27 protein-coding genes and 2 pseudogenes are annotated in these 25,956 nt (G+C 44.2%); 13 read left to right on the forward strand and 16 right to left on the reverse strand.

Annotated elements, in window-relative coordinates; translation table 11 throughout:
• Position 1: 1 nt before the first annotated feature.
• The 3 genes and pseudogenes from BEN74_RS02265 to cysK all read right to left on the reverse strand — a co-directional run bounded on the left by BEN74_RS02265 (position 2) and on the right by cysK (position 4,138).
• On the reverse strand, positions 2-1,942 hold the full coding sequence (locus tag BEN74_RS02265; RefSeq protein WP_416240783.1) for a copper-translocating P-type ATPase: 1,941 nt from the start codon (positions 1,940-1,942) through the stop codon (positions 2-4).
• A 90-nt stretch (positions 1,943-2,032) separates the two neighbouring features.
• Positions 2,033-2,674 (reverse strand): annotated as a pseudogene (locus BEN74_RS19890) (copper ion binding protein); the annotation flags it as partial.
• A gap of 465 nt (positions 2,675-3,139) precedes the next feature.
• A complete protein-coding gene (gene cysK, locus BEN74_RS02270; RefSeq protein ID WP_068911479.1) occupies positions 3,140-4,138 on the reverse strand; it encodes a cysteine synthase A in 999 nt (332 codons plus the stop codon).
• A 286-nt stretch (positions 4,139-4,424) separates the two neighbouring features.
• Between cysK and BEN74_RS02275 the strand changes: the two genes are divergently transcribed.
• The 6 genes from BEN74_RS02275 (at position 4,425) to BEN74_RS02300 (ending at position 10,933) form a co-directional block, all read left to right on the forward strand.
• Entirely contained in the window at positions 4,425-4,748 is a 324-nt protein-coding gene (locus BEN74_RS02275; RefSeq protein ID WP_068911477.1) for an ArsR/SmtB family transcription factor, read from the forward strand.
• Between the two features lie 240 nt (positions 4,749-4,988).
• On the forward strand, positions 4,989-6,725 hold the full coding sequence (locus BEN74_RS02280; protein WP_068911475.1) for a SulP family inorganic anion transporter: 1,737 nt from the start codon (positions 4,989-4,991) through the stop codon (positions 6,723-6,725).
• 206 nt (positions 6,726-6,931) lie between these two features.
• Positions 6,932-8,128, forward strand: coding sequence for a serine/threonine transporter SstT (gene sstT / locus BEN74_RS02285; RefSeq protein WP_068911472.1), 1,197 nt, complete (start codon positions 6,932-6,934; stop codon positions 8,126-8,128).
• A gap of 36 nt (positions 8,129-8,164) precedes the next feature.
• The gene (locus BEN74_RS02290) at positions 8,165-8,839 is read left to right on the forward strand and encodes a YoaK family protein (protein WP_068911470.1); all 675 of its coding nucleotides are present in this window, start codon (positions 8,165-8,167) and stop codon (positions 8,837-8,839) included.
• Between the two features lie 14 nt (positions 8,840-8,853).
• On the forward strand, positions 8,854-9,390 hold the full coding sequence (locus BEN74_RS02295) for a DUF2058 domain-containing protein (RefSeq protein WP_068911468.1): 537 nt from the start codon (positions 8,854-8,856) through the stop codon (positions 9,388-9,390).
• A 295-nt stretch (positions 9,391-9,685) separates the two neighbouring features.
• Positions 9,686-10,933, forward strand: a complete 1,248-nt coding sequence (locus tag BEN74_RS02300; protein WP_068911490.1) for a mechanosensitive ion channel family protein — start codon at positions 9,686-9,688, stop codon at positions 10,931-10,933.
• A gap of 134 nt (positions 10,934-11,067) precedes the next feature.
• Here the strand turns inward: BEN74_RS02300 and BEN74_RS02305 are convergent, their stop codons facing one another.
• The gene (locus BEN74_RS02305; protein WP_068911466.1) at positions 11,068-11,535 is read right to left on the reverse strand and encodes a DUF2147 domain-containing protein; all 468 of its coding nucleotides are present in this window, start codon (positions 11,533-11,535) and stop codon (positions 11,068-11,070) included.
• 237 nt (positions 11,536-11,772) lie between these two features.
• Here BEN74_RS02305 and BEN74_RS02310 point away from each other — a divergent pair, with 237 nt between their 5' ends.
• Both BEN74_RS02310 and BEN74_RS19225 read left to right on the forward strand, forming a co-directional pair.
• Positions 11,773-12,120, forward strand: coding sequence for a hypothetical protein (locus tag BEN74_RS02310; RefSeq protein WP_068911464.1), 348 nt, complete (start codon positions 11,773-11,775; stop codon positions 12,118-12,120).
• 179 nt (positions 12,121-12,299) lie between these two features.
• Entirely contained in the window at positions 12,300-12,539 is a 240-nt protein-coding gene (locus tag BEN74_RS19225; RefSeq protein ID WP_162898105.1) for a hypothetical protein, read from the forward strand.
• Here BEN74_RS19225 and BEN74_RS02315 read toward each other — a convergent pair.
• The 3 genes from BEN74_RS02315 to BEN74_RS02325 all read right to left on the reverse strand — a co-directional run bounded on the left by BEN74_RS02315 (position 12,536) and on the right by BEN74_RS02325 (position 14,961).
• Positions 12,536-13,189: an IS1595 family transposase gene (locus BEN74_RS02315; RefSeq protein ID WP_068911462.1), complete on the reverse strand. Its 654-nt coding sequence runs from the start codon at positions 13,187-13,189 to the stop codon at positions 12,536-12,538. The two genes, BEN74_RS19225 and BEN74_RS02315, sit on opposite strands and share 4 nt — an antisense overlap.
• A 173-nt stretch (positions 13,190-13,362) precedes the next feature.
• Positions 13,363-13,692: a DUF2834 domain-containing protein gene (locus tag BEN74_RS02320; RefSeq protein WP_068911460.1), complete on the reverse strand. Its 330-nt coding sequence runs from the start codon at positions 13,690-13,692 to the stop codon at positions 13,363-13,365.
• A gap of 192 nt (positions 13,693-13,884) precedes the next feature.
• Positions 13,885-14,961 carry an SDR family oxidoreductase gene (locus tag BEN74_RS02325; protein WP_086374401.1) on the reverse strand — a complete coding sequence of 359 codons (1,077 nt, stop codon included), beginning with the start codon at positions 14,959-14,961 and terminating at the stop codon, positions 13,885-13,887.
• Between the two features lie 102 nt (positions 14,962-15,063).
• Between BEN74_RS02325 and BEN74_RS02330 the strand changes: the two genes are divergently transcribed.
• The gene (locus tag BEN74_RS02330; protein ID WP_068911456.1) at positions 15,064-15,483 is read left to right on the forward strand and encodes a MerR family transcriptional regulator; all 420 of its coding nucleotides are present in this window, start codon (positions 15,064-15,066) and stop codon (positions 15,481-15,483) included.
• Between the two features lie 294 nt (positions 15,484-15,777).
• On the opposite strand, the gene blaMCA is transcribed toward BEN74_RS02330, so the two are convergent.
• From blaMCA to BEN74_RS02370, 8 genes and pseudogenes are all read right to left on the reverse strand, one after another.
• Positions 15,778-16,947: an MCA family class C beta-lactamase gene (gene blaMCA / locus BEN74_RS02335; protein WP_068911454.1), complete on the reverse strand. Its 1,170-nt coding sequence runs from the start codon at positions 16,945-16,947 to the stop codon at positions 15,778-15,780.
• A 768-nt stretch (positions 16,948-17,715) separates the two neighbouring features.
• The gene (locus BEN74_RS02345) at positions 17,716-18,615 is read right to left on the reverse strand and encodes a LysR family transcriptional regulator (protein ID WP_068911452.1); all 900 of its coding nucleotides are present in this window, start codon (positions 18,613-18,615) and stop codon (positions 17,716-17,718) included.
• A gap of 424 nt (positions 18,616-19,039) precedes the next feature.
• A pseudogene (locus BEN74_RS02350) lies at positions 19,040-19,626 on the reverse strand (N-acetylmuramidase family protein).
• Between the two features lie 3 nt (positions 19,627-19,629).
• Positions 19,630-19,974 carry a hypothetical protein gene (locus BEN74_RS02355; protein WP_228200382.1) on the reverse strand — a complete coding sequence of 115 codons (345 nt, stop codon included), beginning with the start codon at positions 19,972-19,974 and terminating at the stop codon, positions 19,630-19,632.
• A protein-coding gene (locus tag BEN74_RS02360; RefSeq protein WP_416240784.1) for an IS5 family transposase occupies positions 19,971-20,674 on the reverse strand; the annotation gives its coding sequence in 2 pieces (ribosomal slippage) (positions 19,971-20,491 and positions 20,491-20,674; 705 coding nt in all). The genes BEN74_RS02355 and BEN74_RS02360 overlap by 4 nt, the downstream gene beginning before the upstream one ends.
• A 103-nt stretch (positions 20,675-20,777) precedes the next feature.
• Positions 20,778-20,915, reverse strand: coding sequence for a hypothetical protein (locus tag BEN74_RS19230; protein ID WP_162898106.1), 138 nt, complete (start codon positions 20,913-20,915; stop codon positions 20,778-20,780).
• A gap of 93 nt (positions 20,916-21,008) precedes the next feature.
• Positions 21,009-21,383, reverse strand: a complete 375-nt coding sequence (locus BEN74_RS02365) for a hypothetical protein (RefSeq protein WP_068910182.1) — start codon at positions 21,381-21,383, stop codon at positions 21,009-21,011.
• Between the two features lie 111 nt (positions 21,384-21,494).
• Complete coding sequence (locus BEN74_RS02370) at positions 21,495-21,920, reverse strand: hypothetical protein (RefSeq protein ID WP_068910179.1); 426 nt, start codon at positions 21,918-21,920, stop codon at positions 21,495-21,497.
• Positions 21,921-22,102: 182 nt separating this feature from the next.
• On the opposite strand from BEN74_RS02370, the gene BEN74_RS02375 reads away from it, so the two are divergent.
• Positions 22,103-22,816, forward strand: a complete 714-nt coding sequence (locus BEN74_RS02375; RefSeq protein WP_068910177.1) for a hypothetical protein — start codon at positions 22,103-22,105, stop codon at positions 22,814-22,816.
• A gap of 65 nt (positions 22,817-22,881) precedes the next feature.
• Positions 22,882-23,046, forward strand: coding sequence for a hypothetical protein (locus tag BEN74_RS02380; protein WP_228200383.1), 165 nt, complete (start codon positions 22,882-22,884; stop codon positions 23,044-23,046).
• Between the two features lie 25 nt (positions 23,047-23,071).
• On the opposite strand, the gene BEN74_RS19585 is transcribed toward BEN74_RS02380, so the two are convergent.
• A complete protein-coding gene (locus BEN74_RS19585) occupies positions 23,072-23,368 on the reverse strand; it encodes a hypothetical protein (RefSeq protein ID WP_068910175.1) in 297 nt (98 codons plus the stop codon).
• A 189-nt stretch (positions 23,369-23,557) separates the two neighbouring features.
• Here BEN74_RS19585 and BEN74_RS02390 point away from each other — a divergent pair, with 189 nt between their 5' ends.
• Positions 23,558-25,408, forward strand: a complete 1,851-nt coding sequence (locus BEN74_RS02390) for an ABC transporter ATP-binding protein (RefSeq protein WP_068910173.1) — start codon at positions 23,558-23,560, stop codon at positions 25,406-25,408.
• 4 nt (positions 25,409-25,412) lie between these two features.
• Positions 25,413-25,862, forward strand: coding sequence for a MaoC family dehydratase (locus tag BEN74_RS02395; protein WP_068910208.1), 450 nt, complete (start codon positions 25,413-25,415; stop codon positions 25,860-25,862).
• Positions 25,863-25,956: the final 94 nt, after the last annotated feature.

Here is a 25,956-nt window from a genome sequence, read left to right on the forward strand (position 1 = left end):
TTTAACCCTCCATCTGCTTCATCCACGTCGGCTGGTAGCCTTTCAGGCGCAGCGCATTGCTGACCACAAAGACCGATGACAGCGCCATGGCGGCGGCCGCCAAAATCGGCGACAGCAGTATGCCAAAGAACGGATACAGCGCGCCGGCCGCCACAGGAATCAGCGCTGCATTATAAATAAAGGCCCAGAATAAGTTTTGGCGGATATTGTTCATAGTGGCGGTGCTCAGCCCAATCGCCGTCGGCACGGCCTGCAGGTTGCCGGACATCAGCACCACATCGGCGGCTTCCATCGCAATATCGGTTCCAGTGCCAATCGCAAGGCCGACATCCGCCTGCGCCAGTGCCGGCGCATCGTTAATGCCGTCACCGACAAAGGCTGTGCAGCCGTATTCTTTTTGCAGCTGCTGCACCGCCTGCACTTTTTCTTCCGGCAAGACTTCCGCAATCACCGTATCGATGTTCAGCTGCCGGGCAATCGCTTCTGCGGTATGGCGGTTATCGCCGGTAATCATCGCTACTTTTATGCCCTGATCATGTAGTGCCTGAATCGCACTGAAGGTGGTTTCCTTGATTGGGTCCGCCACGGCAATAATAGCCGCCAGCTTCTGGTCAATTGCCACATACAGCGGGGTTTTGCCCTGCTCGCCCAGCGCAGCGGCTGTGCCGGCAAAAATATCCGTACTCAGGCCCAGATTCTGCATTAGGCGGTCTGCGCCAATATGCAGCTGCTGTCCGCCGACTTGGGCCTGAATGCCTGCGCCGGTAATGGAGTCAAACGCATCAACATCCGCCAAAGCAATTTGCCTTTGCTCGGCTGCCTGCACAATCGCATGCGCAATCGGATGCTCAGATTTGGCTTCTGCAGAGGCCACTAGGCGCAAGACTTCATGTTCTTCAAAGCCGTTTGTAACTTGGAAATCCGTCAAGGCCGGCTTGCCTTCGGTTAAAGTTCCGGTTTTATCCACCGCTGCCACTTTGGTTTCTTTCAGCAGCTGCAGCGCTTCGCCTTTGCGGAACAGCACGCCCAATTCCGCGCCGCGCCCTGTGCCCACCATAATCGATGTCGGCGTAGCCAAACCCATCGCGCATGGGCAGGCAATAATCAGCACTGCCACGGCATTAATCAAGGCATAGGTCAGGCTTGGCTCAGGGCCAAAGAAGTACCAGACCATAAAAGTTAAGGCCGCCAGCGCCATGACTGCAGGCACAAACCACAGCGTCACCTTATCCACCAAGGCCTGAATCGGCAGTTTTGAACCTTGCGCCTGCTCTACCAGCTGAATAATCTGCGCCAGCACGGAGTCCTGCCCGACAGAAGTCGCCTGCACCGTCAGGCTGCCGTTCTGATTGACTGTGCCGCCCACCACTTGCTGTCCGGCGGTTTTTTCAACCGGAATAGGCTCGCCGCTGATCATCGATTCATCTATATAGCTTTTGCCGGAAATCACTTCGCCGTCTACCGGAACGCGCTCTCCCGGGCGGATCTCCAGCAGCATGCCTGACTTCACCTGATCAATATTCAGTTCAATATACTGCCCGTCCTGCTCTACGCGGGCGGTTTTCGGCTGCATGCCGATCAGGTACTGAATCGCCTGCGACGTCCGGCCTTTGGCTTTGGCTTCCAGATAGCGGCCCAGCAGAATTAAGGCAATAATGACGGCGGCGGCCTCGAAGTACACATAGACAGTGCCTGCCGGCAGCACCTGCGGCATAAAAGTCGCAACACATGAAAAAGCGTAAGCGGAAAGCGTGCCTACCGCCACCAGAGAGTTCATATCCGGCGCGGCACGCAGCAAGGCCGGCACGCCATGCACAAAAAATCTCCGGCCCGGCAGCAGCAGAATCAGCGTGGTTAATGCGAACTGGAGATACCAGCTGTTTTGCGCGCCAATGGTGCTGTAAATCCAATGATGGAATGCGGGAATCATATGCGAGCCCATTTCCAGCACAAAGACCGGCACGGCCAGAATCAAGGCGATGATTAAATCGCGCTTTAAGGTATTTAATTCCTGCTGTTTTTTGTCCGCCTGCGCCTGATCATCTGTTTGCGCCAGCTGCGCTTCATAGCCGGCTTTTTTGACCGCGGCGATAAGGTCAGCCAGCTGGCCGCCCTGAACAAAAGCTTTTTCTGAGGCCAAATTCACTGTGGCGGACTGAACGCCATCGACACTTTTCAGCGCTTTTTCCACACGCGACACGCAGGAGGCGCAGGTCATGCCTGAAATATTCAGCTCAACGGCTCTAGATGCGACAGCAAAGCCGGCTTTCTGCACTTCAGCCTCCAGCGCAGCGGCGTCTACGCTGTTCAGCGCTTTCACCGTGGCTTTTTCAGTGGCTAAATTGACCGATGCCTCAATGACCCCTGCGGTTTTCTTCAGGGCCTTTTCCACGCGGGACACGCAGGAAGCGCAAGTCATGCCTTCTATTTTCAGTTCAATCGTTTTGGATGGAACGTCATAGCCGGCTTTTTCAACCGCCTGAATGACCGCTTGCGCATCAATCGGCTTGGAACTGCTGACTAAGGCTTTTTCAGTCGCTAAATTGACTGACGCCTCTTCTATATTTTCAACTTTCTTTAATGCTTTTTCGACGCGCGACACACAGGAGGCGCAGGTCATGCCTTCTATGTCAAAACTGAACTGATTTTTTACCGATGAATTTGGCATACTCATGTAAACCCCTCATGCATCACTGAATATATTCTATAGCTTAAACTTTGCCATATTGGCAAGGTCAAGCACTTAAGCAGCGGGTTTTTATTGTTCAGTAAATTAGCGCAAAACCGTGATTGGCATGAATGATTCATTGATGATTTTCGCTCTTAAGCTGCGGCGCTTGCATTGCCTCATTTTTTTGCTTTAAATAGTTGTTTTACTTGATTATAGGATAGCAATAGCTTCCCAGAAATTTAATTTTTAAAAGGTAAAAACCCACCGTAAATAATCAAAAAAAGTTAAAGCGCTTATTGCAGAACTTCAGCAAAAATGCTGACTACCGCAGCCTTCATCAGCTGGGAAAACGTAAAAATCGCCATAAAAAAGCCAGACGGTTTCCGCCGCCTGGCTTCAGCATCAATCAGATCATTTCAAATACTGTGGATTCAGCTTTGCAGGCTGCGCTTAGGCAGCCTTAAGCCATTAATCTGCGGAAATATCTTCAAACAATACCGAAGATAAATAGCGTTCACCGCTGTCTGGCAAGATCACCACAATAGTTTTGCCAGCATTTTCAGGGCGGGCAGCCAATTTCGCCGCGGCCGCCATGGCTGCGCCGCTGGAAATGCCGACCAGAATGCCTTCATGCGTCGCAGTCTTGCGCGCCCACGCAATGGCTTCCGCGCTTTCAATCGCCATGACTTCATCAACCAAGTCTAAATCCAAGTTCTTTGGAATGAAGTTGGCGCCAATGCCCTGAATTTTATGCGGCCCCGGCGTCAGCGGCTCACCGCGCTTGGCCTGGCCAATAATCGGCGATTCCGCCGGTTCAACCGCAACAGAATAAAGCGGCTGATTTTTGACTTTTTTAAAATAGCTGGAAATGCCGGAAATTGTCCCGCCTGTCCCGACGCCGGAAACCAGAATATCCACTTTGCCGCCGGTCGCTTCCCAAATTTCAGGGCCGGTGGTCAATTCATGAATTTTAGGGTTGGCCGGGTTCTCAAACTGTTGCGGCAGGTAATACAGCTCCGGATTTTCCGCCACTAGGCGCACCGCTTCATCGATCGCGCCTTTCATGCCTTTTGCCGGTTCAGTCAAAACCAGATTTGCCCCGAAAGATTTCAACACTTTACGGCGCTCAATACTCATGCTGGCCGGCATGGTGAGGGTAATTTCATAGCCTTTGGCGGCCGCTGCAAATGCCAGCGCAATACCGGTGTTGCCGCTGGTTGGCTCAACAATGTGCATGCCCGGCTTTAATAAGCCTTTTTCTTCTGCATCCGCCACCAACGCCGCCCCTACGCGGCATTTGACTGAAAATGCCGGATTGCGGCTTTCAACTTTGGCTAAAACCGCGGCCCCGCCTGAAATTGCGCGGTTAATGCGCACCAGCGGCGTATTGCCGATGGCTTCTGCATTGTTGCTGTAAACCGCAATGCCTAAATTCGCTGGCGCTGGGAATGCTGAATCTGTCGTCATGAGTCTTTCCTTGATATTTTTACATCAAAAAGTACATTCTGCATCATACCGATATTTCATTGCGCGCGTATGCTATTTAAGTTCAACACTCTAAAATAGCTTAGCTTTTTGCAGAAATTGCCCTGATATTGAGCAATAAGAATATCTGATGCATCATTTATTTACATATCAGTAAAAATAATACTTTATTTCACTAAAAACCATAAAAATCATTCTATTTATTCAATGAATTAAATTGCTATAACCGTATACTTAAGGTTTTGCACAGGCAGAATAGGCACCCTGAATGAATAGCGATTTAGAAATCAGCAGCATGCGCGATTCTGCAGAATTGGTTGTCGGCGTTTTAAAGTCGCTGGCCAATACAGACCGGCTGCTGATTTTATGCCATTTGGCCCAAAAGGAACTGAATGTCTCGCAAATTGAGCAGATTACCCAAATCAGCCAGCCTACGCTTTCACAGCAGCTGATGATGCTGCGCAAAAGCGATGTGGTCACAACCCGCCGTGACGGCAAGCAGATTTACTACTCAATCAAAGACCCGAATTTAGTCACTGTGCTGCAGACCCTGTATCAGCTGTACTGCCATCAGGCGCACAAGCCGCTTTAACACTTAAGGGCTGGCAGCGGAGCCTCAAGAAGGGCTCTGCATCATCCTGCGCTGGCAGCCTGAATCTATTGCTCAGCCTTTCTGCCTTACCCTCCCTTCCTTTATTTTCTGCGCTTTCAGCGCCAGCAGATGTCACGCCGCCACGCGGGCGGCGGCTTGCACAGCCAAATTTCAAGCAGGCCAAGACTTCTTAGCATTTTTTGTGCATAATATATATTAAATTGTGATTTAGACTATTTTATGCCGGATTTCAAAGCTCAAATCTTAAAGCATCTTCCCGCATGGCAATGGCTGCAGGACTACAGCGCCGGCAAATTCAAGTCTGACGCCTTGGCTGCATTGATTGTGATTGCCATGCTGGTGCCGCAAGGCATGGCCTATGCCATGCTGGCTGGCCTGCCGCCGATTATGGGGCTGTATGCCAGCATGATTCCCATGATCATGTATGCGCTGATCGGCGGCAGCACCACGCTGTCGATTGGACCTGTCGCCATTATTTCCATGATGACCTTTGCGACGCTGAATCCTTTATTTGAAGCGGGCTCTCCGGCTTATATTGAAGCCGCCATGCTGCTGGCGCTGCTGGTCGGCATCATTTCACTGCTGCTGGGCCTGCTGCGTTTCGGCTTTCTGATTCAGCTGATCAGCCATCCGGTCATCAAGAGCTTTATTATCGCCTCAGCCCTGCTGATCGCCTTAGGCCAGCTTAAGTTTCTGGTGGATATTCCGCTGAATGGCAACAGCATTCCAGAGTTCATACAAAGTCTGGTGCAGTACATGCCGAATGCCGACATGACCTCCCTGATTTTCGGCATCGCCTCAATCCTGTTTTTAATTTATCTGCCTAAAATTTTAAATTCCCAGGCTGTGCAGGGGCGCATCGGCTCGACCAATTTCATTGTCAAATCTGTGCCTCTCATTTTGGTGGTCATTTCCATTGCCTTAACCGTATATTTCGGGCTGAAAGATCTCGGCATTAAAACCGTGGGCGAAATTCCTTCAGGCTTTCCGCCGGTGCGCATTCCGCACTGGAACTTAGATCTGGTGCTGACGCTGCTGCCCGGCGCAGCCATGATCGCCATGATCAGCTTTGTAGAGTCACTGTCAATTGCGCAGGCCACGGCGCTGCAGCAGAGAAGCCATTTGAACAGCAATCAGGAGCTGGCGGCGCTTGGCTTAGCCAATATCAGCGCGGGCCTGACCTCAACATTTCCAGTGACCGGCAGCCTGTCGCGCACCGTGGTGAATGCTGATGCCGGCGCTAAAACGCCGATGGCCGGGGTGCTGTCCTCGCTGCTGATTATTCTGGTCACGCTGTATTTCACCGGATTCTTTAAAGACCTGCCTCTGGTGATTCTGGCCGCCACGATTATTGTTTCCATTTGGAAACTGGCGGATTTCAAGCCTTTTCTGGACACTTGGCGCTATTCCAAGGCCGACGGCATCGCCATGTGGATTACATTTTTTGGCGTGATTTTTATTGATATTTCCACAGGCCTTATGATCGGCATTGTTTCCACATTTATTTTAATGCTTTGGCGCATCAGCCGCCCGCATATAGCGGTGATTGGCTTGGTGGAAGGCACGCAGCATTTCAGGAATGTGCAGCGCCGCCATGTGCTGACCTCGCCTGAAATTATGTCGATGCGCATTGATGAAAACCTGACCTTTTTAAATGCCAATGCCTTAAAGGGCTTTTTGATCAATCAGGTCAGCCAGCACCCGCAGCTGCGGCATGTGGTCATCAACTGCTCCAGCGTCAGCAGCATCGATTTCAGCGCTTTGGAAATGCTGGAAGATATTAACAGCGAGCTGGACAAGCTGGATATCCGCCTGCATTTTTCAGAAATCAAAGGCCCGGTGATGGACAGGCTGCAGCACTCAAAACTGCTGCGGCAGCTCAGCGGCAAGATTTACCTGACGCACTATCAGGCCATGCAGGACCTGTCGCGCAATACGGCCGAATATCTTATTTAAATGGGAAAAAATCGCAGATTATCAAGGAAGCAGGCCATGAAATTTATGGCCTGCCTGAAAATAGGCTGCGAAAATATAGAATATCAATTGAAAAAATAAGCACTTAATTTTTATATCAGATTTGTTTTAAGCCTGAAAGATTTTCAGTATAAAATATCGGGCTTATTTTCAACATTTTGTCATCGTAATTCTGACAAGGCTCCCCTATGTTTTCAGCTTTTACGCGTTTGAGTTTAGTCACCCGGATTATTATTGCCATAATTTTAGGTGTATTGGTTGCCGTTCTTTTTCCAAACGCTGCGCCGTACCTCAGCCTGCTTGGCGACCTATTCATTAAAGCGCTTAAATCGGTTGCCCCGATTCTTGTTTTTGTCTTAGTTTTATCTTCTATTGCAAACTTTAAAGTCGGCAGCAGCAATGCTTATATCAAGCCGATTATGCTGATGTATGCTTCAGGCATGCTCTTTGCGGCCTTAAGCGCAGTAGTCGCCAGCATGCTGTTCCCTAGCGTTCTGTTTTTAGATGCGCCGGCCCAAGGTGAATTGAGCCCTCCCGGCAGCCTTGCGGAAATTTTAAAGAACCTGCTGCTGAGCTTTGTTGCCAACCCGGTTACAGCCATCAGCGAAGCCAACTTCATCGGCATTTTAGCCTGGGCTGTGGCTTTGGGCGCAGCTTTCCGCCATGCTTCAGACCAGACCAAAGTATTCCTGACTGAAGCAGCTGAGGCAGTAAACCGGGTGATCCGTCTTGTGATCAGCTTTGCGCCAATCGGCATTTTCGGCTTGGTGGCGGTGACTTTTGCGGATGCAGGCCTAAGCACGCTGGTCAGCTATGCGCACCTGCTGGCCGTACTGCTGGGTACCATGCTTTTTGTGGCTTTGGCGATCAATCCGCTGATGGTGGGATTAGTGACCCGGGAAAATCCATATCCTTTAGTATTTCAGTGCCTGCGCGAAAGCGGCATCACGGCATTCTTTACCCGCAGTTCAGCCGCCAATATTCCGGTGAACCTGGATCTTGCGAAACGCTTAGGCGTTCCGGAATCGACCGCCAGCGTGGCCATTCCTTTGGGCGCGACCATCAACATGGCAGGCGCATCCGTGACCATTACCGTACTGACTTTGGCCACTGTGCATACGCTGGGCATTTCGGTTGACTTCACCACCATGCTGATTCTGTCTGTCATTGCCACAGTTTCCGCATGCGGGGCATCGGGCGTTGCCGGCGGCTCACTGCTGCTGATTCCGGTGGCTTGCGGCCTGTTCGGCATCTCGTCAGATATTGCCATGCAGGTTGTCGCCATCGGCATGGTGATCAGCGTGCTGCAGGATTCGACTGAAACTGCGCTGAATTCTTCGACTGACGTGCTATTTACTGCTGCAGTAGACCGCGGTTTAAGATAATATACTGATAAACGTATATTAATTATTCAATGTGCTATGCCTTTTTATACCTTGCCGCTGTGGGTTCAATTTGGCGCATTCTTTCTCGCAATGAATGCGGGCATGGTCAATGTGCTGGGGCTGGTGACTGTTCTGCACCAGTCCGTTTCGCATATGACGGGCAACGTCAGCATGCTGGCTCTGGCGGTTTTAAACTGGCATCCGGCATCTATTGTTTACCTTTTCTGCATTACCCTGTCTTATGTGATTGGTTCTTTTTACAGCGGGCTGATTTTAGGCAATAGCCATTTCCGCCTGGGCAGGCTCTACGGCGCGCCATTGAGCCTTGTGGCGTTTTTCACGTTCCTGTGCTGGTTGCTGCTGCCCTATTTTCCGCGCTATGCGCTGCTTTGGGCCTGCGTGGCGATGGGCGTGCAGAATGCCATGGTCAGCCACTATAAAGGCACCATTATCCGCACCACGCACTTATCCGGCGTATTGACAGACTTAGGCCTGGCTTTGGGCTACCGCGCCAGAGGCTTGGAGGTCGAGCGCAAGCGGGTAATTCTGCATTTACTGATTTTATTTGGATTTTTTATAGGCGGGCTTATTGCCAGCTTGATTTATCCTTTATTAAAATTGAATTCGTTTCTTGTCCCGGCAGCATTCAGCTTAGCGTTAAGCACTGTATATTGGGTCATCTATCTGCGTTACCGGCATATTCAAAATTGAGTTTGGAACATCTTATGGTTAAAAATGCACTACAGGCACAGTTATTAAAAGCAGGTTTGGTCGATAACAAAAAAGCCAAAAAACTGTCTAAGCAGGCTGTGCATGAACAGCGTACCGGTCAAAGCAATGAAGCTGAAATCAAGGCTAAAATTGCGCAAGATCAGGAGCAGAAGCAGGCGCGCGACCATGCCATTGAGCAGGAGAAAAAAGCCGCGCTGCATGAGAAAGAGCTGAAAGCGTCTATCCTGCAGATGATCAATCAGCAGAAAATCCGCAATACCGGCGGCGATGTTACTTATCAGTTTATTGATGGCGGCAAGATCAAAAAGCTTTACATCAATCAGCAGATTTACAATGCCCTTGTCGCCGGCAGCCTGGTGATTGCCAAAGAAAACGACAGCTACGCATTTTTGCCGATGGCGCTGGCGGAGCGCATCAATGCGAAAATGGAAGGCTTTATTATTGTGAACAATTCTGAACAGAATGATCAGACCACAGATGAGGAAGATCCGTATGCAGCCTACGTCATTCCTGATGATTTGATGTGGTAAGCGCTGGCGCTTAGCATTCAAAAGCTTTGGATTGGGTAATGCTGATCTACTGCAGCCCTTTTCGTATTATCAATTGATAAATCTCGCCTAACCCCTCTTTACAAAAGAGGGGATGAACAGCATTGCTGTGCAAGGAATTCAATACCAGATTGAGCCTTCCATTTGCTGCTCCCGCACTCAGCAAAGCGTAAAAAGATGCAGGGTTTATGTATGCAAAACGTTATTATAAAAAATCTTTTAAAATTAAGACGATAAACTGCGCTCAATTCAAACTGAAAACACGATGAGGATGGTTTTGGAGCGTTTTACCTTTATTCAAAAAATTCAAGATTGGTCTGATCAATATCCTTGGCTGGAAATGCTGACTTCGCTCAGCATGGTTATTTTACTGGCCATTTTGGCGACTTTTATCGCCAAACAGGTGGTTGTCCGCGGCATCCGCAAATTAATCGCCAAACTGCCCTTTTTCAATGATTCAATTATTGCCAGGCACAGCGTAATCCGCCGGATTACCAATATTGTGCCTGCTGTTGTGCTCATGAATGGTATTAAAACCGTGCCTCATGTGTCTGCAGAATTCATCAGCTTGGTGCAGACCGTATCACAGGCCTTTATTTTCCTCACTATCGCCCTAGCCATCAGTGAAATGCTGAATATTTTCAATTTGGTGTATCAGCGCAATCCTAAGTCCAAAAACAAGCCGATTAAGGGCTATCTGCAGCTGATCAAGCTGATCATCTTCATTGTCTGCGGCCTGATGATTTTAGGCACATTCCTGAAGAAAGACGTATTTACCCTGCTGGCCGGTTTTGGCGCCATGGCTGCCGTGCTGATGCTGGTGTTTCAAAATACCATCCTGTCTTTGGTCGCTTCGGTGCAGATTTCATCCTACGACATGGTGCGCATTGGCGACTGGATAGAAATGCCCTCCCTGAATGCCGATGGCGATGTCATTGATATGTCATTACATACGATTACCGTACAGAACTTTGACAAGACTTTGACCACCATTCCAACCAATAAGCTGGTCACCGATACCTTTAAAAACTGGCGCGGCATGGCGGCGGCGGGCGTACGGCGCATTAAGCGCTCCATCTACATTGATCAGGACTCTGTGCATTTCATGACTGACGATGAGCAGAAAAAGCTGAAGGAGTTTCTGCTGCTTGGTCAATACCTGAATGATAAGTCTGCGGAAATCGAGCAGTTTAACCAGAAGCTGAGCAACCCGGCGCACTATAATCAGCGCCGGCTGACCAATTTGGGGACATTCCGCGCCTATGTTGAGCTGTATTTAAAGCAGCATCCCGGCATTGCGCGGCATCAGTCCCTGATTATCCGCCAGCTGCAGCCGACCAGTGAAGGCCTGCCTTTGGAAATCTATGCATTTACCAACGTCACGGCATGGAAAGACTATGAAGCGATTCAGTCTGATATTTTCGATCACCTGATTGCGATTATTCCTGAATTCGGCCTGAAAATTTATCAGGCGCCTTCAGGTTCTGACCTGAAAGCCAGCCTGAGCAGACTGCAGGGAAATTAACAGCCAAATGTAAAAATGCCCCATCTAAGCGCATTCTGCACTTTGCATAGAACAGTCAAACTGCCTAATGGCTTTTCTTCATTAAAAAAACCGCCTAATCATACAATTAGGCGGTTTTCCCTATTCAGCTCAGCCTACATATCCGTATGCTTTTTCCAAGTCATCGTGCTCACCGCATTGGCATTCTTTGCCTTGCCATAGACTTTCATTTGATCCCCTGCCAGATTCAGGCTAGCATCAATCGTATAAAGATGCCCATCTTGCGGATTAACCCAGATGCCCTGACTGAATTGCTTATTGCTGGAGCCGGCAACCAGCCCTTTCAGCGCTTCCATGCCTAAAATAGGCTGATTTTTCAGTGCACCCTGACATTTGCTGCAAAGCTCGGAACTTGGGGCGCCCGGCAAAGGGCGGTTTTTTGTAATAACCGCGCTGTATTGCTGTGTTTTAGAATTCTTGCGGATGACGATATCTGAAACATAATAGCCGGTACGGTCATCAATCACTTTCCATGTGCCAATCAACGGGTCAAAAGGCATGGCGGATAAGGGGCTCATCAGCCCGCATAACAGCGCAGCTGCGCCAAAAAACTTAAGGTTCATAAAGATATTTACAATTAGGGGAAGAAAAATACAGCAATGTAAAAATGGCCGAATTATAGCAACTATTTTTTAATCGACGTCAATTATTTCATTAAAATTAAACATATAGTTGATAGCAGAGTTTAAAAACAAACCAAATATTAAAATCATGAAAGCGCCGGCTCAAGCTGCATGGCGGTTTCCTTTTGTCAATTTGCATCTATAATTCATAGCAGCATAACCACAATAAGATTAACGATGAAACTGGAACTACCCCTTGCCCTGCTGCTCGCGCTGGCTTTCACTGGCTGTCAAAAGCAGCAGGCTGAAGATGCAAAGCCTGACTCTGCCATTGCCGCGCAATTTGAAAAATCGGACGCCGTTATTGGCGCTTATCTGGATAAGCTGGACAGCCCAGAAACGCCTAAAGGCGAAAAGACTCAAATTCTCTGCAAGGACTACCCCGCCGAATACAAAACCAATTACATGCCGGCTTTGCTTCAATTGGCGCCTAAAGATTACACGGAGGATAAGCTGGCCACAGATTTAGAAATTGCTTTGGACTACTACAAAGACAAATTCAAAATCAGTTGTGAAAAAGCATAAAGATGTGAGCTGACTGCCCAGCATTCTGCCTTATTTATACATAAAGTGATTCAACAGGCGCTGAACTTCCCACGGCGCATTTTATGCAAAGTTTCAAGACAAAGGTTTTGCCACTAAATCTGAAAGTGCCGCATAGAAATTTAAGATATACTCAGGCTTAAAATACAGGGGCATTATTCTTGAGCTATCCGAAAAACCCGCTTAACTTAAAAAGCCGCTTAAGCCATATTATATTTTCTTCAGCTTTTATTCTTTACCCGGCTGGCATGCAAAATGCCTATGCCAATAAACTGTATTTACCCGTTGGCTATGATGCATTCTGCGGATTACCTGTGTTTACCGGGCAAAATCCTCAAATTGCTACAGCCGAAAAAGACCAGTTCGGAAATAAAATTAGGGGCTGTACTAGATTAGGTTAAATTTGACACCAAAACCGCAATGTTTTGAGCTGCTGTTTTGGTGTTCCATAATTGAATCTAAACTCACATTCTTTCAAAAACAAGGGAAAAGGTTGTTTAGGAATACCATTGTATTTTCTCAATACCCTTTTAGCTTGATTCCAAAAATTCTCTATCCCATTAATGTGATTTTTACCTTCTGAAAACAGCAAAGAATGATTGATTCTTTCATGGTAAAAACCACTTACATCAAGTGCATTGTAGCTGCGATAACAATCCGTATAAACAATACTGTCAGGTGCTATTTTATTAATAATTACAGGCATTAGAGTTATCGCTTTAGTATCAGAAACAACCTTGGTGTACACCTTTCCACCACGCTTTAAAATACCAAATACAGCAACTTTACCAGAAGCCCCACGACCGCGTTTACCCTTACGTATCCCACCAAAATAACTTTCTTCCAACTCCACCTGTCCGTCGAATATTTCAGTGGCTTCTTGTTCTAAATAGCAGGCTATAACTTGCCTAATTTTAGTGTAGAACAGTGCTGCTGAATTAGGATGAATATCCAATAAATCAGCAGCGGAACGGGCTGTAACTTCAAGTACAAAAAAATCAAGCAGCCTTAACTGTACTTTTCTATTTAACTTACAATTAGATATCTTCATTTTTCTAGACTAACATAATGCTAATCTAGTACAGCCCCTATATCTTTGATGTGGTAACGTCGCCAACTCAAACATTAGCCAAACTGGCTGGAAAATTTTAAACGGCAATCGTCAAGCCTGTGATTGCTTGCCAGGTGGAAATAGTACGAAATATCAAAAGAAGAAAAGTTGATTCAACTTCTTTTCAAATCGAATTTTTCAAGATGACATTGTTTCATATACAGAAACAGCGGAAGCCCTACAGAAGCTCCCCCCATAAATGATGCGGCTATAGGAATCCATAATCTTTTCATTTTAAGATTTTTACCTTCATTCATAACCATAAATACAATAACGATTACCGTTACAACGACATCTAGCCATGCAAAAGCTGCTAATGGATTTTCAGTGATTTGCCGAAAAAATAGAGAAAAATTAAGTCCATATTTAGTCAACCACAGTATAAATTGTGAAAATGGCAGTGCTACTCCTATTAGGGTTAATAATGCATATGTTGTTTTCATAATTATTTCTGGGCCTATAAGCTAATTGATATAAGTTCCATTTTTATAATCGGAGCTGTTCTATGAGCGTCGATTACTTAATTCATTAATAATATGGCGTTCTCCATTTATATTATTAATTCTTCCTGAAATTAACACAATACACGTTATACAAAACAGCCCTGTAAGCCCTCAATTGAGGGCTTGTTCTTTTCAGGATGGGCGGCTAACCCATGCCGCTGTCTTTCCTATTTTGCTTTTGATATCGGTGTTTGGAATATTCCAATGCTGATTCAATGTAATAAACCGCTCCAAATCAAGCCGCTCGGCTCTAAGGAAATTCAGCATTTCAGCAGACATATCCAGTTTTTTTGCCAACCATCGCCATTTTAAAATCGGCTGAAGTAACTTTAACGAAATAAAGTGGCAAGGTGCCTTGACCTGCAGATGCTCTGCAATCATCTCAATCAACTCCTGAAAAGAAACTTGCTCTGGATTGGCCACTAGAATTTCCTGCCGATGCGTACTTGGATCTTGGGCAGCTTGAATTATGGCATCAACTAGCATCGTCACCGAAACCAGTGGTAAATAGTGCTGCCGCGTTCCAGGAATAGCCGTCATTTTCCCTTGTTTTAATTGCTGGATAAGATGCACAATCGGTTGATTAGATGGAATTTCCCCTGTCATTTCATCGCCAATGACCGTGGCAGGATGGATAACGGTCCATGGGATATTATATTGAGCAGCATGTTTAACCCAAGTGAAATGCCCTTGAATTTTAGATGCTTCATATGCTCCCAATCCAGCATAGACTCGTGACCAATCGGTCTGCTCTATACGATCACGATAGATGCCAGCTGCCTGCAAATGCTCATTCATGGTCAACATATAGCCTGATAGATGTACTGCTCGTTCTAACTGGCAATGCTTACCAACACCTTCTAACAACAGCTCAAGCCCATTGACATTAACAGCCTTAGCCTGCTGCATTGTTAAATTCCATGCAAATAAGGCACTGGTATTGTAAAGATAATTGACTGCTTTGAGCTGCTGCCAGTCCTGCTTGGATAGTCCTAAATTCGGCAGAGTAACATCACCCTGAATAAAGTTTAACTGTTGATGAGAAATGCCTTGATGTGTCAGCCAATGCTGAAGCTGCGGGGCTTGCTGATCGACATTACGGCATAGGGCAAACACTTGAGCATTTCCTCTCAGCAGGCGCGCGATTAGAAATTTACCGATAAATCCTGTTGCCCCCACTACGAGAGCAGTCTGATTTGAAGCGTGCATGAATGTGTACTCTATTGAATTGTTCATACTTAAGCTAAAGTATGGAGTACACTCTATGGTCAAGTAGTTTTGAAAAATTATTAATGCAGAGGGATTTTATAAATGCTGATTGGCGAACTATCACAACAGATAAATATGAGCCGGGATACCATCCGCTTTTATGAAAAAATGCAGTTGATTCAGCCATTAATTCGAAATAATGGCTATAGGGATTATCCTGAACAAACCCTTCAACAGTTGCAACTAATACAGATTGCGAAGAATCTAGGGTTTACCCTTGCTGAGATCAGGCAGATCATTCATTTAGTGAATGAAAGCGAGATTCCTGCAGAACAGTTTCAGGAAATTTTGCAGGATAAATTAGGCAAAATTCAGGAAAAAGTCGAACAATTGCAGCAGATGCAGGCGATGCTTGAAAATCTGATAAAGGGTGAACTTTGCCCGCTAAGAAAAGACTGTGATGTAGTGAAAATATCCTTTGGGGGAGACACGGCTCACCTAGCCAACAGAGAGCCCAACTGAGCCTTGAATCAAAAATGGATAAACGATTAGAGTATCTGAATTAACACTTCCGCAGCTCCCTGAAACTCTTGCAAAAGCAATCACAGTCAAAAATTTTAGTGCTGGACTGAAATCTATGCGGAAAGTTAATCCAAGCAGTAAAACATTGCTTGAATAGGGAGCATAGAACGTGAAAAATCATTTAAAAAGCCCAACCGGTTAGGACTAGGCTTTTTGCTAACTCTTAAGCCAATGATTTATATTGGAATAAAAATATATTGCGCATAACCTGTCTTATGTTAATTTTAGAGAAATTTAATTATCTTTTAATGTCTCAAAAACACTATATGCAGCCTTAATGCGATCAATATTTGGTATCTTTTTATTCATTAACATAACCAGTCCAAATCCTTCTTCTGGAATAAATAAAATATACGCCCCAAAGCCATCAGTAGATCCTGTTTTATGAAAAACTTTAGATTTTGGTTGTGATAATTCTTTTACAACGGAGTTTGATCCCAACAAAATTTGTTTTGAATTACTAGCCTGTAGAATTTCTGAAGTTGTCGGATAAGAAAACATCTCCCATCCAAGTGCTTGTGTCATACCACTATCTGCAACTTTAAAATATCCTTTATGTGTATCCAGTAGAACTTTTCTCATAGCAGGGCTATTTGTATCTAGATTAAGATTTGCATTTACGAAGTTAAGCATATCTGGCAGGGTTGATTTAACTCCATAAGCTTCATCAGATAATGGGCCGGGATTAACTCGAACTGGTTGATCTTTTTCATCATAACCAAAAGCATAGTTTATTTTTTGTTCTTCTGGAACATTGACGTATGTATGTTTCAAATTAAGTTGAGGGAAAATAGTCTTCTCTAATAGTGAGGAGAAAGGGACACTCATCGATTTTGCAGTTAGATACCCAAAAAAACCTATACTGGGATTTGAGTATTCGCGATAAGTACCAGAAGGATTCTTGGCTTTCCAATTTTTGAAATACTCTAATATTTGCTTATCCGTTTTGACATGATCAAGAAATTGCAGTGGCAAATTTCCACTTGTATAAGTTAATAGCTCTAATAAATTTACCTTATCAATTTCGGAACTTTTTAAAGCTGGTAAATATTTACTAAGATGGTCGTCGAAAGATATTTTTCCTTGGTTATTAGCATACGTACCTGAAACAGCAGTAAAAATTTTACTTACAGAACCTAACTCAAAAAGAGTCTGTCCATTTACGCTTTTATTTTCTTCTCTAGATTGAACACCATAATACTTTTCATAATTTTTACCATTATGAATTATGCCTATCGCCATACCAGGTGCATAATACTGATCCATAAGCGGTTTAAATGATTGGGTTACGATCTTTTCAATATTTTTTTCATTTTGACTGACTGCATTTGCATGTAATTGCATGCCAAAACCCATAAACATGGTAATTAAGCCTGCTTGACAAATTTGTTTTCTAGAAATCATTAGTTCAAAATTAATCGGTAAAGAGTGCGTATATTCTCATTTTATAAATATTAAATATGTATTAATTTAATAACTTTTTATATAGAAGTTATCTAATCAACGTTTATTTAAAATAATGGTCGCTATACAAAATGTATTCTATAAAACTTTTGTTTTTTCATATATTTAAAAACTTTTTACCAATCTCAAAAACAGCAAAAACCGGATTTTTTTATGTGCAGTTTTGATAGTTATTGCCAATAATTTGATTGTTTTTAGTCAAATTGGAACTTTTTTCAGTGTTCCTAACCTTCCCTGGGAGAAAATTATCCCCTTTCTGAAATCCAAGAAGATGGAACAAAATTATATTATGCTTGTGTAGATGAAGAAATAATAGGAATAGAGCCAAGTGAAGGATGGTCTGATGAAAAAAACAGTCAAGTGTTACATTAGACAGGGATTAGAGAATGTTTTAAAAGAACAACCAAATAGAAAGATAGAAATTGAAAAAATATTTAATAAATATAATTTATAGGCTCACAGTTTTAACTGTATTAAGAATTTCTAAAATTAACAAAATATATCTTATACGAAATAGCCCTCAATTCACACACTGAATGCAAACAGTAATATACATTTCTGTTGACATTGAATGCGTTGCGCAACAATCAATCACATAAATGCCATTACAGTGTACTGACACTTGGAACAGCCTATTTCAAAATACTGAATTAGAAAGAATAAATAAAATAACCTCACATAGCGCGTATTATATTGATTTTATAAAATTTAAAAATCTAATTTATAAAAATCCTGAATAGTTTTAGCACAACTTTCAATGACTAAGTCATTATCTTTTTTCCAAATTAATTTGACTTCAGATTGGCTGCTTTTGTCGTTTATTGAGAGTAATTTTACATTCTTCGGGAGAATTGTAGAAAATTCTTCAGGTACGACACAGATACCAAGGCCATTTGCTACCAAATCCAATTGGGACAATTTTCTTGAGGAAATTCTGGATTTCTTTTGGCAAAATCCATTGCTTAAACAAAGATTAGAAGCTAAGTAACTTAATCCTCCTCGTTCAGAATGAGGTGTAGAAACAAATCTTAAATCTTTTAAATCACCGATATAAACACTGGTTTTATCATTGAAATTTTTATCAGACGTTGAAGCAGCTACATATAGAGGAGCTGTATATAAACTTGTGGAATTTACCTCGTCTAAAGCATGGTAGACAGGAGGTCGAATAAAGCCAATGTCAATATCACCACTTAATATTGCTTCAATTTGAGCCTCCGAAGAAATAGTATTAAGCTCGATATTTATTTTATATTTTTCACATAGCTGATCTAAAACCTGAATTTTTTTGTTATCTAAAATAATGCTGCTAGAGTGGCTGACTTTCACCGTTCTATTTTCCCCCCGGCTAATCCCCTTTGCTAATTCAATTGAATTACTGAAATTATCAAGATTTTTTTTTAAGTTTTTATAAAGAACTGATCCAGCAAGGGTTAATTTGATTCTCTTATCAGATCTATCAAAAACACTAAAGCCCAGATCATCTTCTAAATTCTTTATTTGCCTGCTTAAGGCCGATTGGGCAATGAATAATTTTTCTGAGGCTGCGGTAAAGCTGCCTTCTTCGACAATAGTAATCAGATAAGTGCATTGTTTGAAAGTTAACATATCTCATAATTAGATAGATGGTTGTTTTTTACATATTAGATTAGATGATTAAATTCTTATATCTTTTTATAACAATTTTTCCAGGTCGAATTAAAAATGGCTATTAAAAACAAAATTATTGTATTCATTGTTATGGTTGTCATATGTTTTTTAGCCCAATCTTATGATGCTTATACTGGTGTTAATAACCCTGAAAAAGATGCACAGAACATTGACCCCCTAATAGATTAACAGATACTTTTCAACTCATTATCAAATAGCTCAGATCACTCTTGCTCCATCTAACATAAGGACGTTATACGAAATAGCTCCTTTGAAGACTATTAATTCACACACTGAACGCAAACAGTAATATGCACTTTTGTTGAAATTGAGTGTGCTGTGCAGCCTAAAAGCAGGATGCACAGCAATAAAGCAGCCAGCCTCACTTGGCTGCCCACTTCTTATAAGCACTGGCCAGCTTGGTGTCATAGCTGTTTTTTGCATATCCCTTGCCGTTATAGCCCAATGCAAATGCCTTCCAGTCCTTATTTTTCAGGGCATTGATCAGGCCATTCACTTTGATATAGCGACACATTGCATTCAGCTGGGAAGCCTCATCCTGGTACATCGCATTGATAAAGGTCTGCAGGGACTTATAGCCAAGCGATTTCCAGTGATAGCCATCACCTGCCCAAGGCCCCAAGAACAGGACTCTAGCGCCGATTCACGGTGATATTCAGCGGCCGTAGCCAAACGGCCATGCTGCGCAGAATATAAGCCGTAGCCGCCGGACGTTTTGCTGCAGAGATTCGGCTGTTCAATTTCCATTTTTTCGGCAATGCTGAAAAGCTTGCCGGCGATCAGGCGCTGGCGCATCACATGGCGCTCAAAAAGAATTACCAGAGTGCTGTCCGAATTAAATCCAGATCCCCGGCACTCAACTTCGTGCACCGCTTTTAACGCAGCTGCCTCTACGCCCAGCGCTTTAGCCTGAGCGCCTATTTGCGCATCAGTCAGTTTTTTACTCATAAATCATTCTCCCCCTTTGCCATTTCCCCAGATTGCGAGGAATGCCGCTTTAATTTCAGAAATTACCTCAGGCAGCGGCTTGCCTTTCAGCAGCGCAATCGACTGATACAGAATGCCGATGGCTAAAAGGCCGAACACCGCAAACATAAGCATGATGAAGCCCTGATACATCGTGGACGTTTTGAGCATTTCAAAATGCTCAATAAATGCCGAACTGCCATATAAGCTGACCGTTACGCTAGCCAGAAACTTGCCGATGACGCCCATGGAAGAGCCTTTCTTTGCCTGATGTTTTTCATAGTCGAGATGATCCGAAAGTTCAATATTGAATGTAGGGCATGTTCTCATTTGTCCTTACACCAAATAAATATGCATGCTAGTCGCAACATGGCTTTATAATTTCTAGCCAACTTATCATATCTTGTCGCTATTGCCCGAAAGTGTTTTAAACGCGCAAATGCATTTTCAACTAAATGCCGTAATTGATATAGATAACCATCAAATTCCGGATTACCTTTAAAGCTGTTGGTTTTTCTTGGTATCACTGGGATCATATCAAGAATTCTTGCACATTCTCTGAGCTTTTCGGAGTCGTATCCTTTATCCGCTACCAGATAATCAGCCTTTCCAACCAATTCTATTAATTTCGGCGCAATTTGACCGTCATGGACTTCCCCCCCAGTGATGTCAAAATCAAGCGGATATCCGTTCGCATCGACGGCCAAGTGTATTTTTGTAGTTATTCCACCTCTTGAGGTGCCAATTGCTCTATTTTCACTGTGCCTAGCTCCACTTGCATGCTGATGAGCGCGAATGCAGCTTCCATCAATGAATACCCATTCTGTATCCAGCAGGCCTCGTAATTTAAAAAAAACTTATCCCATAATCCATTTATCGCCCAACAATTAAAACGGTTGTAAGCTATTTGCCAAGGACACAAGTCTTCAGGGATGTCGCGCCAAGCAGCACCAGTACGAAATTTCCACAGTATGGCTTCCATGATATTTTTAGAGCGATAACAGCCATAAAACTGCACGGTTTCTTGGATTTACAGCCAAATCTCATCGGTTAAAACTCGGCGTGTCATGTTAAAACATCAATAAAACAAATAAAAAAGCAGATTCTATACAGTTATTTTTATACTTACATATTTAAATTTTAAAATGAGAATACGCCCTAGTTTCAATCATGAATTTTTTAAAAACTGCTGTAATTTGGTTTAAGTCTTCTGGCGTTTTCAGACCTTTAGCCAATTCAGCAGCCATACTTCTGATTGTTGCTTCATCCATATGAAGTACCTTTTGTAATTATCCTCTGAAGGATAAATGAAAATTAAGTACTTACACAAAATTTAGAATAGTCCCGCATTTGGAATTTTTGGTTTATTTACATTGGTTCTCTGGTTGGTCTAATTGCTCACGTAACCATTCGGAATCCTCTTGCAGGCTTTCTTTGGTGTATCCCATTGCTCGAACACCTTCTGATGCTCCCTCATATTCTTTAAATCTGCTTAAGACAAAATCATAAAGTTCAATATTCTCTTTCCACCCTTTGCAATCTAGAGTTTTGAGTTTATTAGACCTAGTAAGATCTTCTTGCTCATTCTTTGCCTCTGTAGAAATCACTTGATTTCTGTCCGATTGTGTTTGAACGTATCGCTCCATTAACTTGTAATATTTAAGCTCAAAGTCTTTTTGAGCTGAAGCAAAACAGCTGCCTGATACAATTACATAAATTAGAAATGCGAAAAGCTTCATTGTTGTTTTCTGCCTGATTAAAATAGTGGTGATTATTATATTTAAACACCCAATAATTCAAAGGTTTTTTATCTAAAGCCTTTAGCTCCGCCAATGTGTACCCGCGCTTATTCAGCGGATCGGCAAATTTCTCAATTGGAAATTTGCCAGATTTATACAGTTCGTACTTTTTCTTACCCAGCCAAGTGCGCTGAAAAAACTCATCCGACTGTTCAAAAAACTCTTGGAATGATGTGTTTGCATCCAGCTGGTTAATAATTTTCTGGCTTCATCTTTAACATCCGCCACAATCAGCCGCGTGCGGAGCGCTTCTCCTTTTTCTGGCGGCACCCGCTTGCCATTTTGATCTTTCCACTTGTGTTTCGCATCCCGCGTGATCCAAACCTCAGCCTTACCGACATGCAGCGTTACTTTTTGTCCTTTATATTTAATGGCTTTTATTTCACGCGTTTCCAGCCGGTCAGCGGCTTCTCCTGTTTTTACTGCCTGTCCCTGATACTCAACGGAATTTCCTTCTTTCCCGCGCGAACCAGCCATTTGAATCCCTGATGATTCATCTGCCTAAGATGGGCAATTGAATCTCCTTCACGGTCAATTTGAATGAAAATCTGCTTAAACCTAATTCAGATTAATTAAAGATAAAAATAATTTTAAAACATAGAGTTAAAGCTTAAACTCTTTTACAATTCTCATCTTCATTATGCTGTGGTCAATAAAAAATGAAGAAATTAATAGGCTTATGTGTATTACTGACGCTAATGGGATGTAGTAAGCAGAAAACTCCTGTCAGTGTAGAAGAGGAGCAACAAAAAGCAGAAGACAGTACCCAATTTACTGAGAGTTTGGAAGTTGAGCCTGAGTTATTCGGATTTCATTCTTATGAATTGGGCGAGTTGGTTAAAAATTTAATGCCTGATGCTCAAAAAAATCAAATGCTTGAAGTTTGGCAATGGGATGATTTAGCCAATGATGCAAAAATTAGATGGGTCACGGAAGGTTATAAAGAAAAATATAATTCTAATACTTTAAGCACCATGTCTTCTCGTGAAGGTTTGGTGCGTGTACATCAATTGGGCGAGCGTGTTTCACAATTGAAAGACCGTAAATATGAAGTGCCTTGGTCAATTCGTTATGAAGGTAAAGATGCAAAATTTGGAGTAAATTTAATTACTTTACAGCCCAAAACTAATGCCATGATCAGCTTTAATGATCCTATCCCATCACTTAAAAAACAAGGCATAAAGATTACTGCTATTTGTCGCCAAAGTTTTGCTGGAGAAGTGATCGATGTTTCTTTATTGGAAGCCCGAAAAAAACAACCTGTCTATATCATTGATCGTTCTAGTGGTGGTTCGGGAGGGAAAACTCGTTGGCTGGAACTTAGTTTGCAAAATTTAAGTACTGAATGGTGTCCAGATGACAGCACTGAATAGATATAAGTAAACTAAAAAAGCAGGATTCGTCCTGCTCCTTATTTTGGTCTTTTTTCAGTAGTGTCATGCATAAGCAAGTTGATGTTTTAATTGCAGAGCTTCAAAAGACCTTTGATGAATATAGTGATGATCTAGGCATCTTTTCACTTGATGAATCTGGTGTTTCCATTGAAATTAAAACCAAATCTAGTGAATACAGCTATAGCCTTGAACAGTTAAAAAAAAGCTGAATGTTGAACTTGAAGATCCGCTGATTCAGAGTTTAAAGGAGGTGTCTTGATGGAAGATATGCAAATACACTCCATCCGTTTCACTAAGATAAAGATCAATAGCATCCGCTAACCGCATGTTTGCTTCATGCTGATTGCCGTACAGAATATTAGGGTTAGCCTCGATTTCTACTTCGCGTTTTTTAAGCCAGCTATCTGCCTTGCGTCTAGAATTGAAAGTTTTACTTTCTCTAAATATCGGGTAGTCTTTGCGGTGAACACGAATTACCGCTCTATACCTCAAAGTCCCCTCAGCAAGCGTTCTGGTAAAAATTGAACCCATAAATTTGCACCTTTTTCAATTTTTCCATTATGGTGCAAATTAGGGGGCAAATAGAAACGCGTTAGCACAGCTAAACAGGTGTTTACACAGCTAAAAACATCTTTAGGCTTATTAGCCAAAGTATTGTTTTTATTGTAAAATATGTAAATTACTGAAATTTAATATTATTAAGAATTGAAGGTGCAGCTTATGCTGAAGTGGTTTGAAAAACTCGTTGACCCTTACCCCGAAAAAGGCCTAAACGAACCTCTTCCCACCCAGTTTTTCCCTTTTGTATGGCAGGCTGCCAGCGGGGTCAAGCGCTACCTGCTCCTTTTGGTCATCTGCACCGCGGGGGCCGCCAGTTTTGAGGCTTTCCTATACGCGAAAATCGGCGATTTAGTCAACTGGCTGAGCCAAAGCCAGCCCGATACATTCTTGGAAAACCATAGCCAAAATCTGACAATTCTGACCTGCATTCTGCTGGCGAATGTTTTCTTTGCCAGCCTGCAGACGGTTGTGAAGCACCAAATGCTCTACAGCAGTTTTCCCATGCGCCTGCGCTGGCGCTTCCATAATCTGCTACTGCAGCAGAGCCTGGACTTTTTCCATAACGATTTTGCAGGGCGGCTGTCGGCCAAAGTCATGCAAACGGCGCTTGCCGTGCGCGAGTTCTGGATTATTCTGGGCGACATGCTGGCCTATGTGCTGATTTATTTTGTCACCGTCAGCCTGGTTTTGGGGGCCATTTCTCCCATGCTGCTGATTCCGCTGATGCTTTGGCTGTTTCTGTTCATCTGTTCCGCAGCCTACTTTATTCCGCGCCTGAGCAAAGTTTCCAATGAGCAGGCCGATGCCCGCGCAGTCATGACCGGCCGCGTGACCGATGCCTATACCAACATTCAAACCGTTAAGCTGTTTGCGCATGCAGGCCGTGAAAGCCAGTACGCCAAAAGCTCAATGCAGCAGTTTATGGTTACGGTCTTCAAGCAGATGCGCCTGGGCGCCAGATATTCCATCAGCATCAGCCTGCTGAATATTGTGCTGTATGCTGGCGTAATTGGCACAGCGGTTTATCTGTGGATGCTGGGCCAAGCCGAACTGGGGGTCATTGCCGCGGCGACCGCCATGATTCTGAAGCTCAGCAGCATTGCGGAATTCATTATGTGGCAAACTTCCGCGCTGTTTGAAAATATCGGCACCATTCAGGACGGCATGAAAACCCTTGGACGCCCAATCAGCATTCAAGACAAGCCGGATGCGCAGGAATTAAAAGTGCCGCGCGGCGAAATTAAATTTGAAAATGTCAGCTTCGCCTACAGCTCAAAAAATGTGATCGATCAGCTGAATTTAACCATTAAGCCGGGCGAAAAAATCGGCATCGTCGGCCGTTCCGGTGCAGGAAAATCAACCCTGATTCAGCTGCTGCTACATTTCTATCCTATCAACCAAGGTCGTATTTTGATTGACGGGCAAAATATAGAAGATGTAACGCAGGACAGCTTAAGGCGGAATATCGCGCTGGTGACGCAGGATACCTCGCTGCTGCACCGCACTGTGGAAGACAACATCAAGTATGGCCGCCCAGATGCCACCGATGAGGAAATGCATCAGGCGGTGAAAAAAGCTCAGGCGGATGAATTTATTCCGCAGCTGGTGGATTTGCGCGGCAAATCCGGCTACGAGGCTTTTGTCGGTGAGCGCGGCGTCAAGCTTTCCGGCGGCCAGCGCCAGCGGGTGGCGATTGCGCGGGTCTTTCTAAAAGACGCGCCTATTCTAATTTTAGACGAAGCGACCAGCGCGCTGGATTCTGAAGTGGAAGCCGCCATCCAGTCCAGCCTGAACAGCTTAATGCAGGGCAAAACAGTCATTGCGATAGCGCACCGCCTCTCCACCATTGCGCAGATGGACCGCCTGATTGTGCTGGATCAGGGGCGCATAGCCGAACAGGGAACGCATGAAGAACTGGTGGCGCTGGACGGCATTTACGCGCATTTATGGCAGCGCCAGACCGGCGGCTTCTTAATCGAGCAACAGACCAATGAACCGGAAGGGAAATAAAAATATGCTGTATTTGGAAGATATTAAAGTCGGTGACCGCTTTGTCAGCCGCGAGTATGAAATGAAGCTGGAAGAAATTAAGCAGTTTGCGCAGGCTTATGATCCGCAGGAGTTTCATTTAGATGAAGATAAGGCCGAAGATCATCCAATCTTCCAGGGCATTGCCGCCAGCGGCTGGCACACTGCTGCTGTAACCATGCGCTTATGGACGGAATGCTTCCCTATCGCCAAGGGATTGATTGGCTCCGAATCCAGCCTGCGCTGGCCGCGCCCGACACGCCCCGGCGACAGGTTGCATGTGGAAGTTGAAATTTCCGCCATTACGCCGTCAAAAAGCAAAAATGACCGCGCGATTGTCAGCTATGTAACTCAGGCTTTAAACCAGCATGGCGATGTGCTGTTCATCTCCACCACAAAAATCATTGTGTTTAAAAAAGAAACCGCAGCTGCCTGAAATTCCGGGCGCAAAGCAGCTGAATTTGCTAAATTCGGCTGCAGGTTGCACAGGCTGAATTGTCCAACAATTTTAATAGCCGAACATTATATTT

Origin of the sequence: Acinetobacter sp. WCHAc010034 (genome assembly GCF_001696615.3) — a bacterium.
Lineage (GTDB): Bacteria > Pseudomonadota > Gammaproteobacteria > Pseudomonadales > Moraxellaceae > Acinetobacter.

Excerpts from the sequence above, each read along its gene's own strand:
- BEN74_RS02290 (WP_068911470.1), top strand. The coding sequence starts at position 8,165 with ATGCCTTTTTATACCTTGCCGCTGTGGGTTCAATTTGGCGCATTCTTT.
- BEN74_RS02390 (WP_068910173.1), top strand. The coding sequence starts at position 23,558 with ATGCTGAAGTGGTTTGAAAAACTCGTTGACCCTTACCCCGAAAAAGGC.
- BEN74_RS02275 (WP_068911477.1), top strand. The coding sequence starts at position 4,425 with ATGAATAGCGATTTAGAAATCAGCAGCATGCGCGATTCTGCAGAATTG.
- blaMCA (WP_068911454.1), bottom strand. The coding sequence starts at position 16,947 with ATGATTTCTAGAAAACAAATTTGTCAAGCAGGCTTAATTACCATGTTT.
- BEN74_RS02355 (WP_228200382.1), bottom strand. The coding sequence starts at position 19,974 with ATGAGAACATGCCCTACATTCAATATTGAACTTTCGGATCATCTCGAC.
- BEN74_RS02345 (WP_068911452.1), bottom strand. The coding sequence starts at position 18,615 with ATGTTAACTTTCAAACAATGCACTTATCTGATTACTATTGTCGAAGAA.
- BEN74_RS02395 (WP_068910208.1), top strand. The coding sequence starts at position 25,413 with ATGCTGTATTTGGAAGATATTAAAGTCGGTGACCGCTTTGTCAGCCGC.
- BEN74_RS19230 (WP_162898106.1), bottom strand. The coding sequence starts at position 20,915 with ATGGATGAAGCAACAATCAGAAGTATGGCTGCTGAATTGGCTAAAGGT.
- BEN74_RS02280 (WP_068911475.1), top strand. The coding sequence starts at position 4,989 with ATGCCGGATTTCAAAGCTCAAATCTTAAAGCATCTTCCCGCATGGCAA.
- BEN74_RS02375 (WP_068910177.1), top strand. The coding sequence starts at position 22,103 with ATGAAGAAATTAATAGGCTTATGTGTATTACTGACGCTAATGGGATGT.
- BEN74_RS02305 (WP_068911466.1), bottom strand. The coding sequence starts at position 11,535 with ATGAACCTTAAGTTTTTTGGCGCAGCTGCGCTGTTATGCGGGCTGATG.
- BEN74_RS02295 (WP_068911468.1), top strand. The coding sequence starts at position 8,854 with ATGGTTAAAAATGCACTACAGGCACAGTTATTAAAAGCAGGTTTGGTC.
- BEN74_RS02370 (WP_068910179.1), bottom strand. The coding sequence starts at position 21,920 with ATGGCTGGTTCGCGCGGGAAAGAAGGAAATTCCGTTGAGTATCAGGGA.
- BEN74_RS02310 (WP_068911464.1), top strand. The coding sequence starts at position 11,773 with ATGAAACTGGAACTACCCCTTGCCCTGCTGCTCGCGCTGGCTTTCACT.
- BEN74_RS02380 (WP_228200383.1), top strand. The coding sequence starts at position 22,882 with ATGCATAAGCAAGTTGATGTTTTAATTGCAGAGCTTCAAAAGACCTTT.
- BEN74_RS02365 (WP_068910182.1), bottom strand. The coding sequence starts at position 21,383 with ATGAAGCTTTTCGCATTTCTAATTTATGTAATTGTATCAGGCAGCTGT.
- sstT (WP_068911472.1), top strand. The coding sequence starts at position 6,932 with ATGTTTTCAGCTTTTACGCGTTTGAGTTTAGTCACCCGGATTATTATT.
- BEN74_RS19585 (WP_068910175.1), bottom strand. The coding sequence starts at position 23,368 with ATGGGTTCAATTTTTACCAGAACGCTTGCTGAGGGGACTTTGAGGTAT.
- BEN74_RS02315 (WP_068911462.1), bottom strand. The coding sequence starts at position 13,189 with ATGAAGATATCTAATTGTAAGTTAAATAGAAAAGTACAGTTAAGGCTG.
- BEN74_RS02325 (WP_086374401.1), bottom strand. The coding sequence starts at position 14,961 with ATGCACGCTTCAAATCAGACTGCTCTCGTAGTGGGGGCAACAGGATTT.
- cysK (WP_068911479.1), bottom strand. The coding sequence starts at position 4,138 with ATGACGACAGATTCAGCATTCCCAGCGCCAGCGAATTTAGGCATTGCG.
- BEN74_RS02320 (WP_068911460.1), bottom strand. The coding sequence starts at position 13,692 with ATGAAAACAACATATGCATTATTAACCCTAATAGGAGTAGCACTGCCA.
- BEN74_RS02330 (WP_068911456.1), top strand. The coding sequence starts at position 15,064 with ATGCTGATTGGCGAACTATCACAACAGATAAATATGAGCCGGGATACC.
- BEN74_RS02265 (WP_416240783.1), bottom strand. The coding sequence starts at position 1,942 with ATGGGCTCGCATATGATTCCCGCATTCCATCATTGGATTTACAGCACC.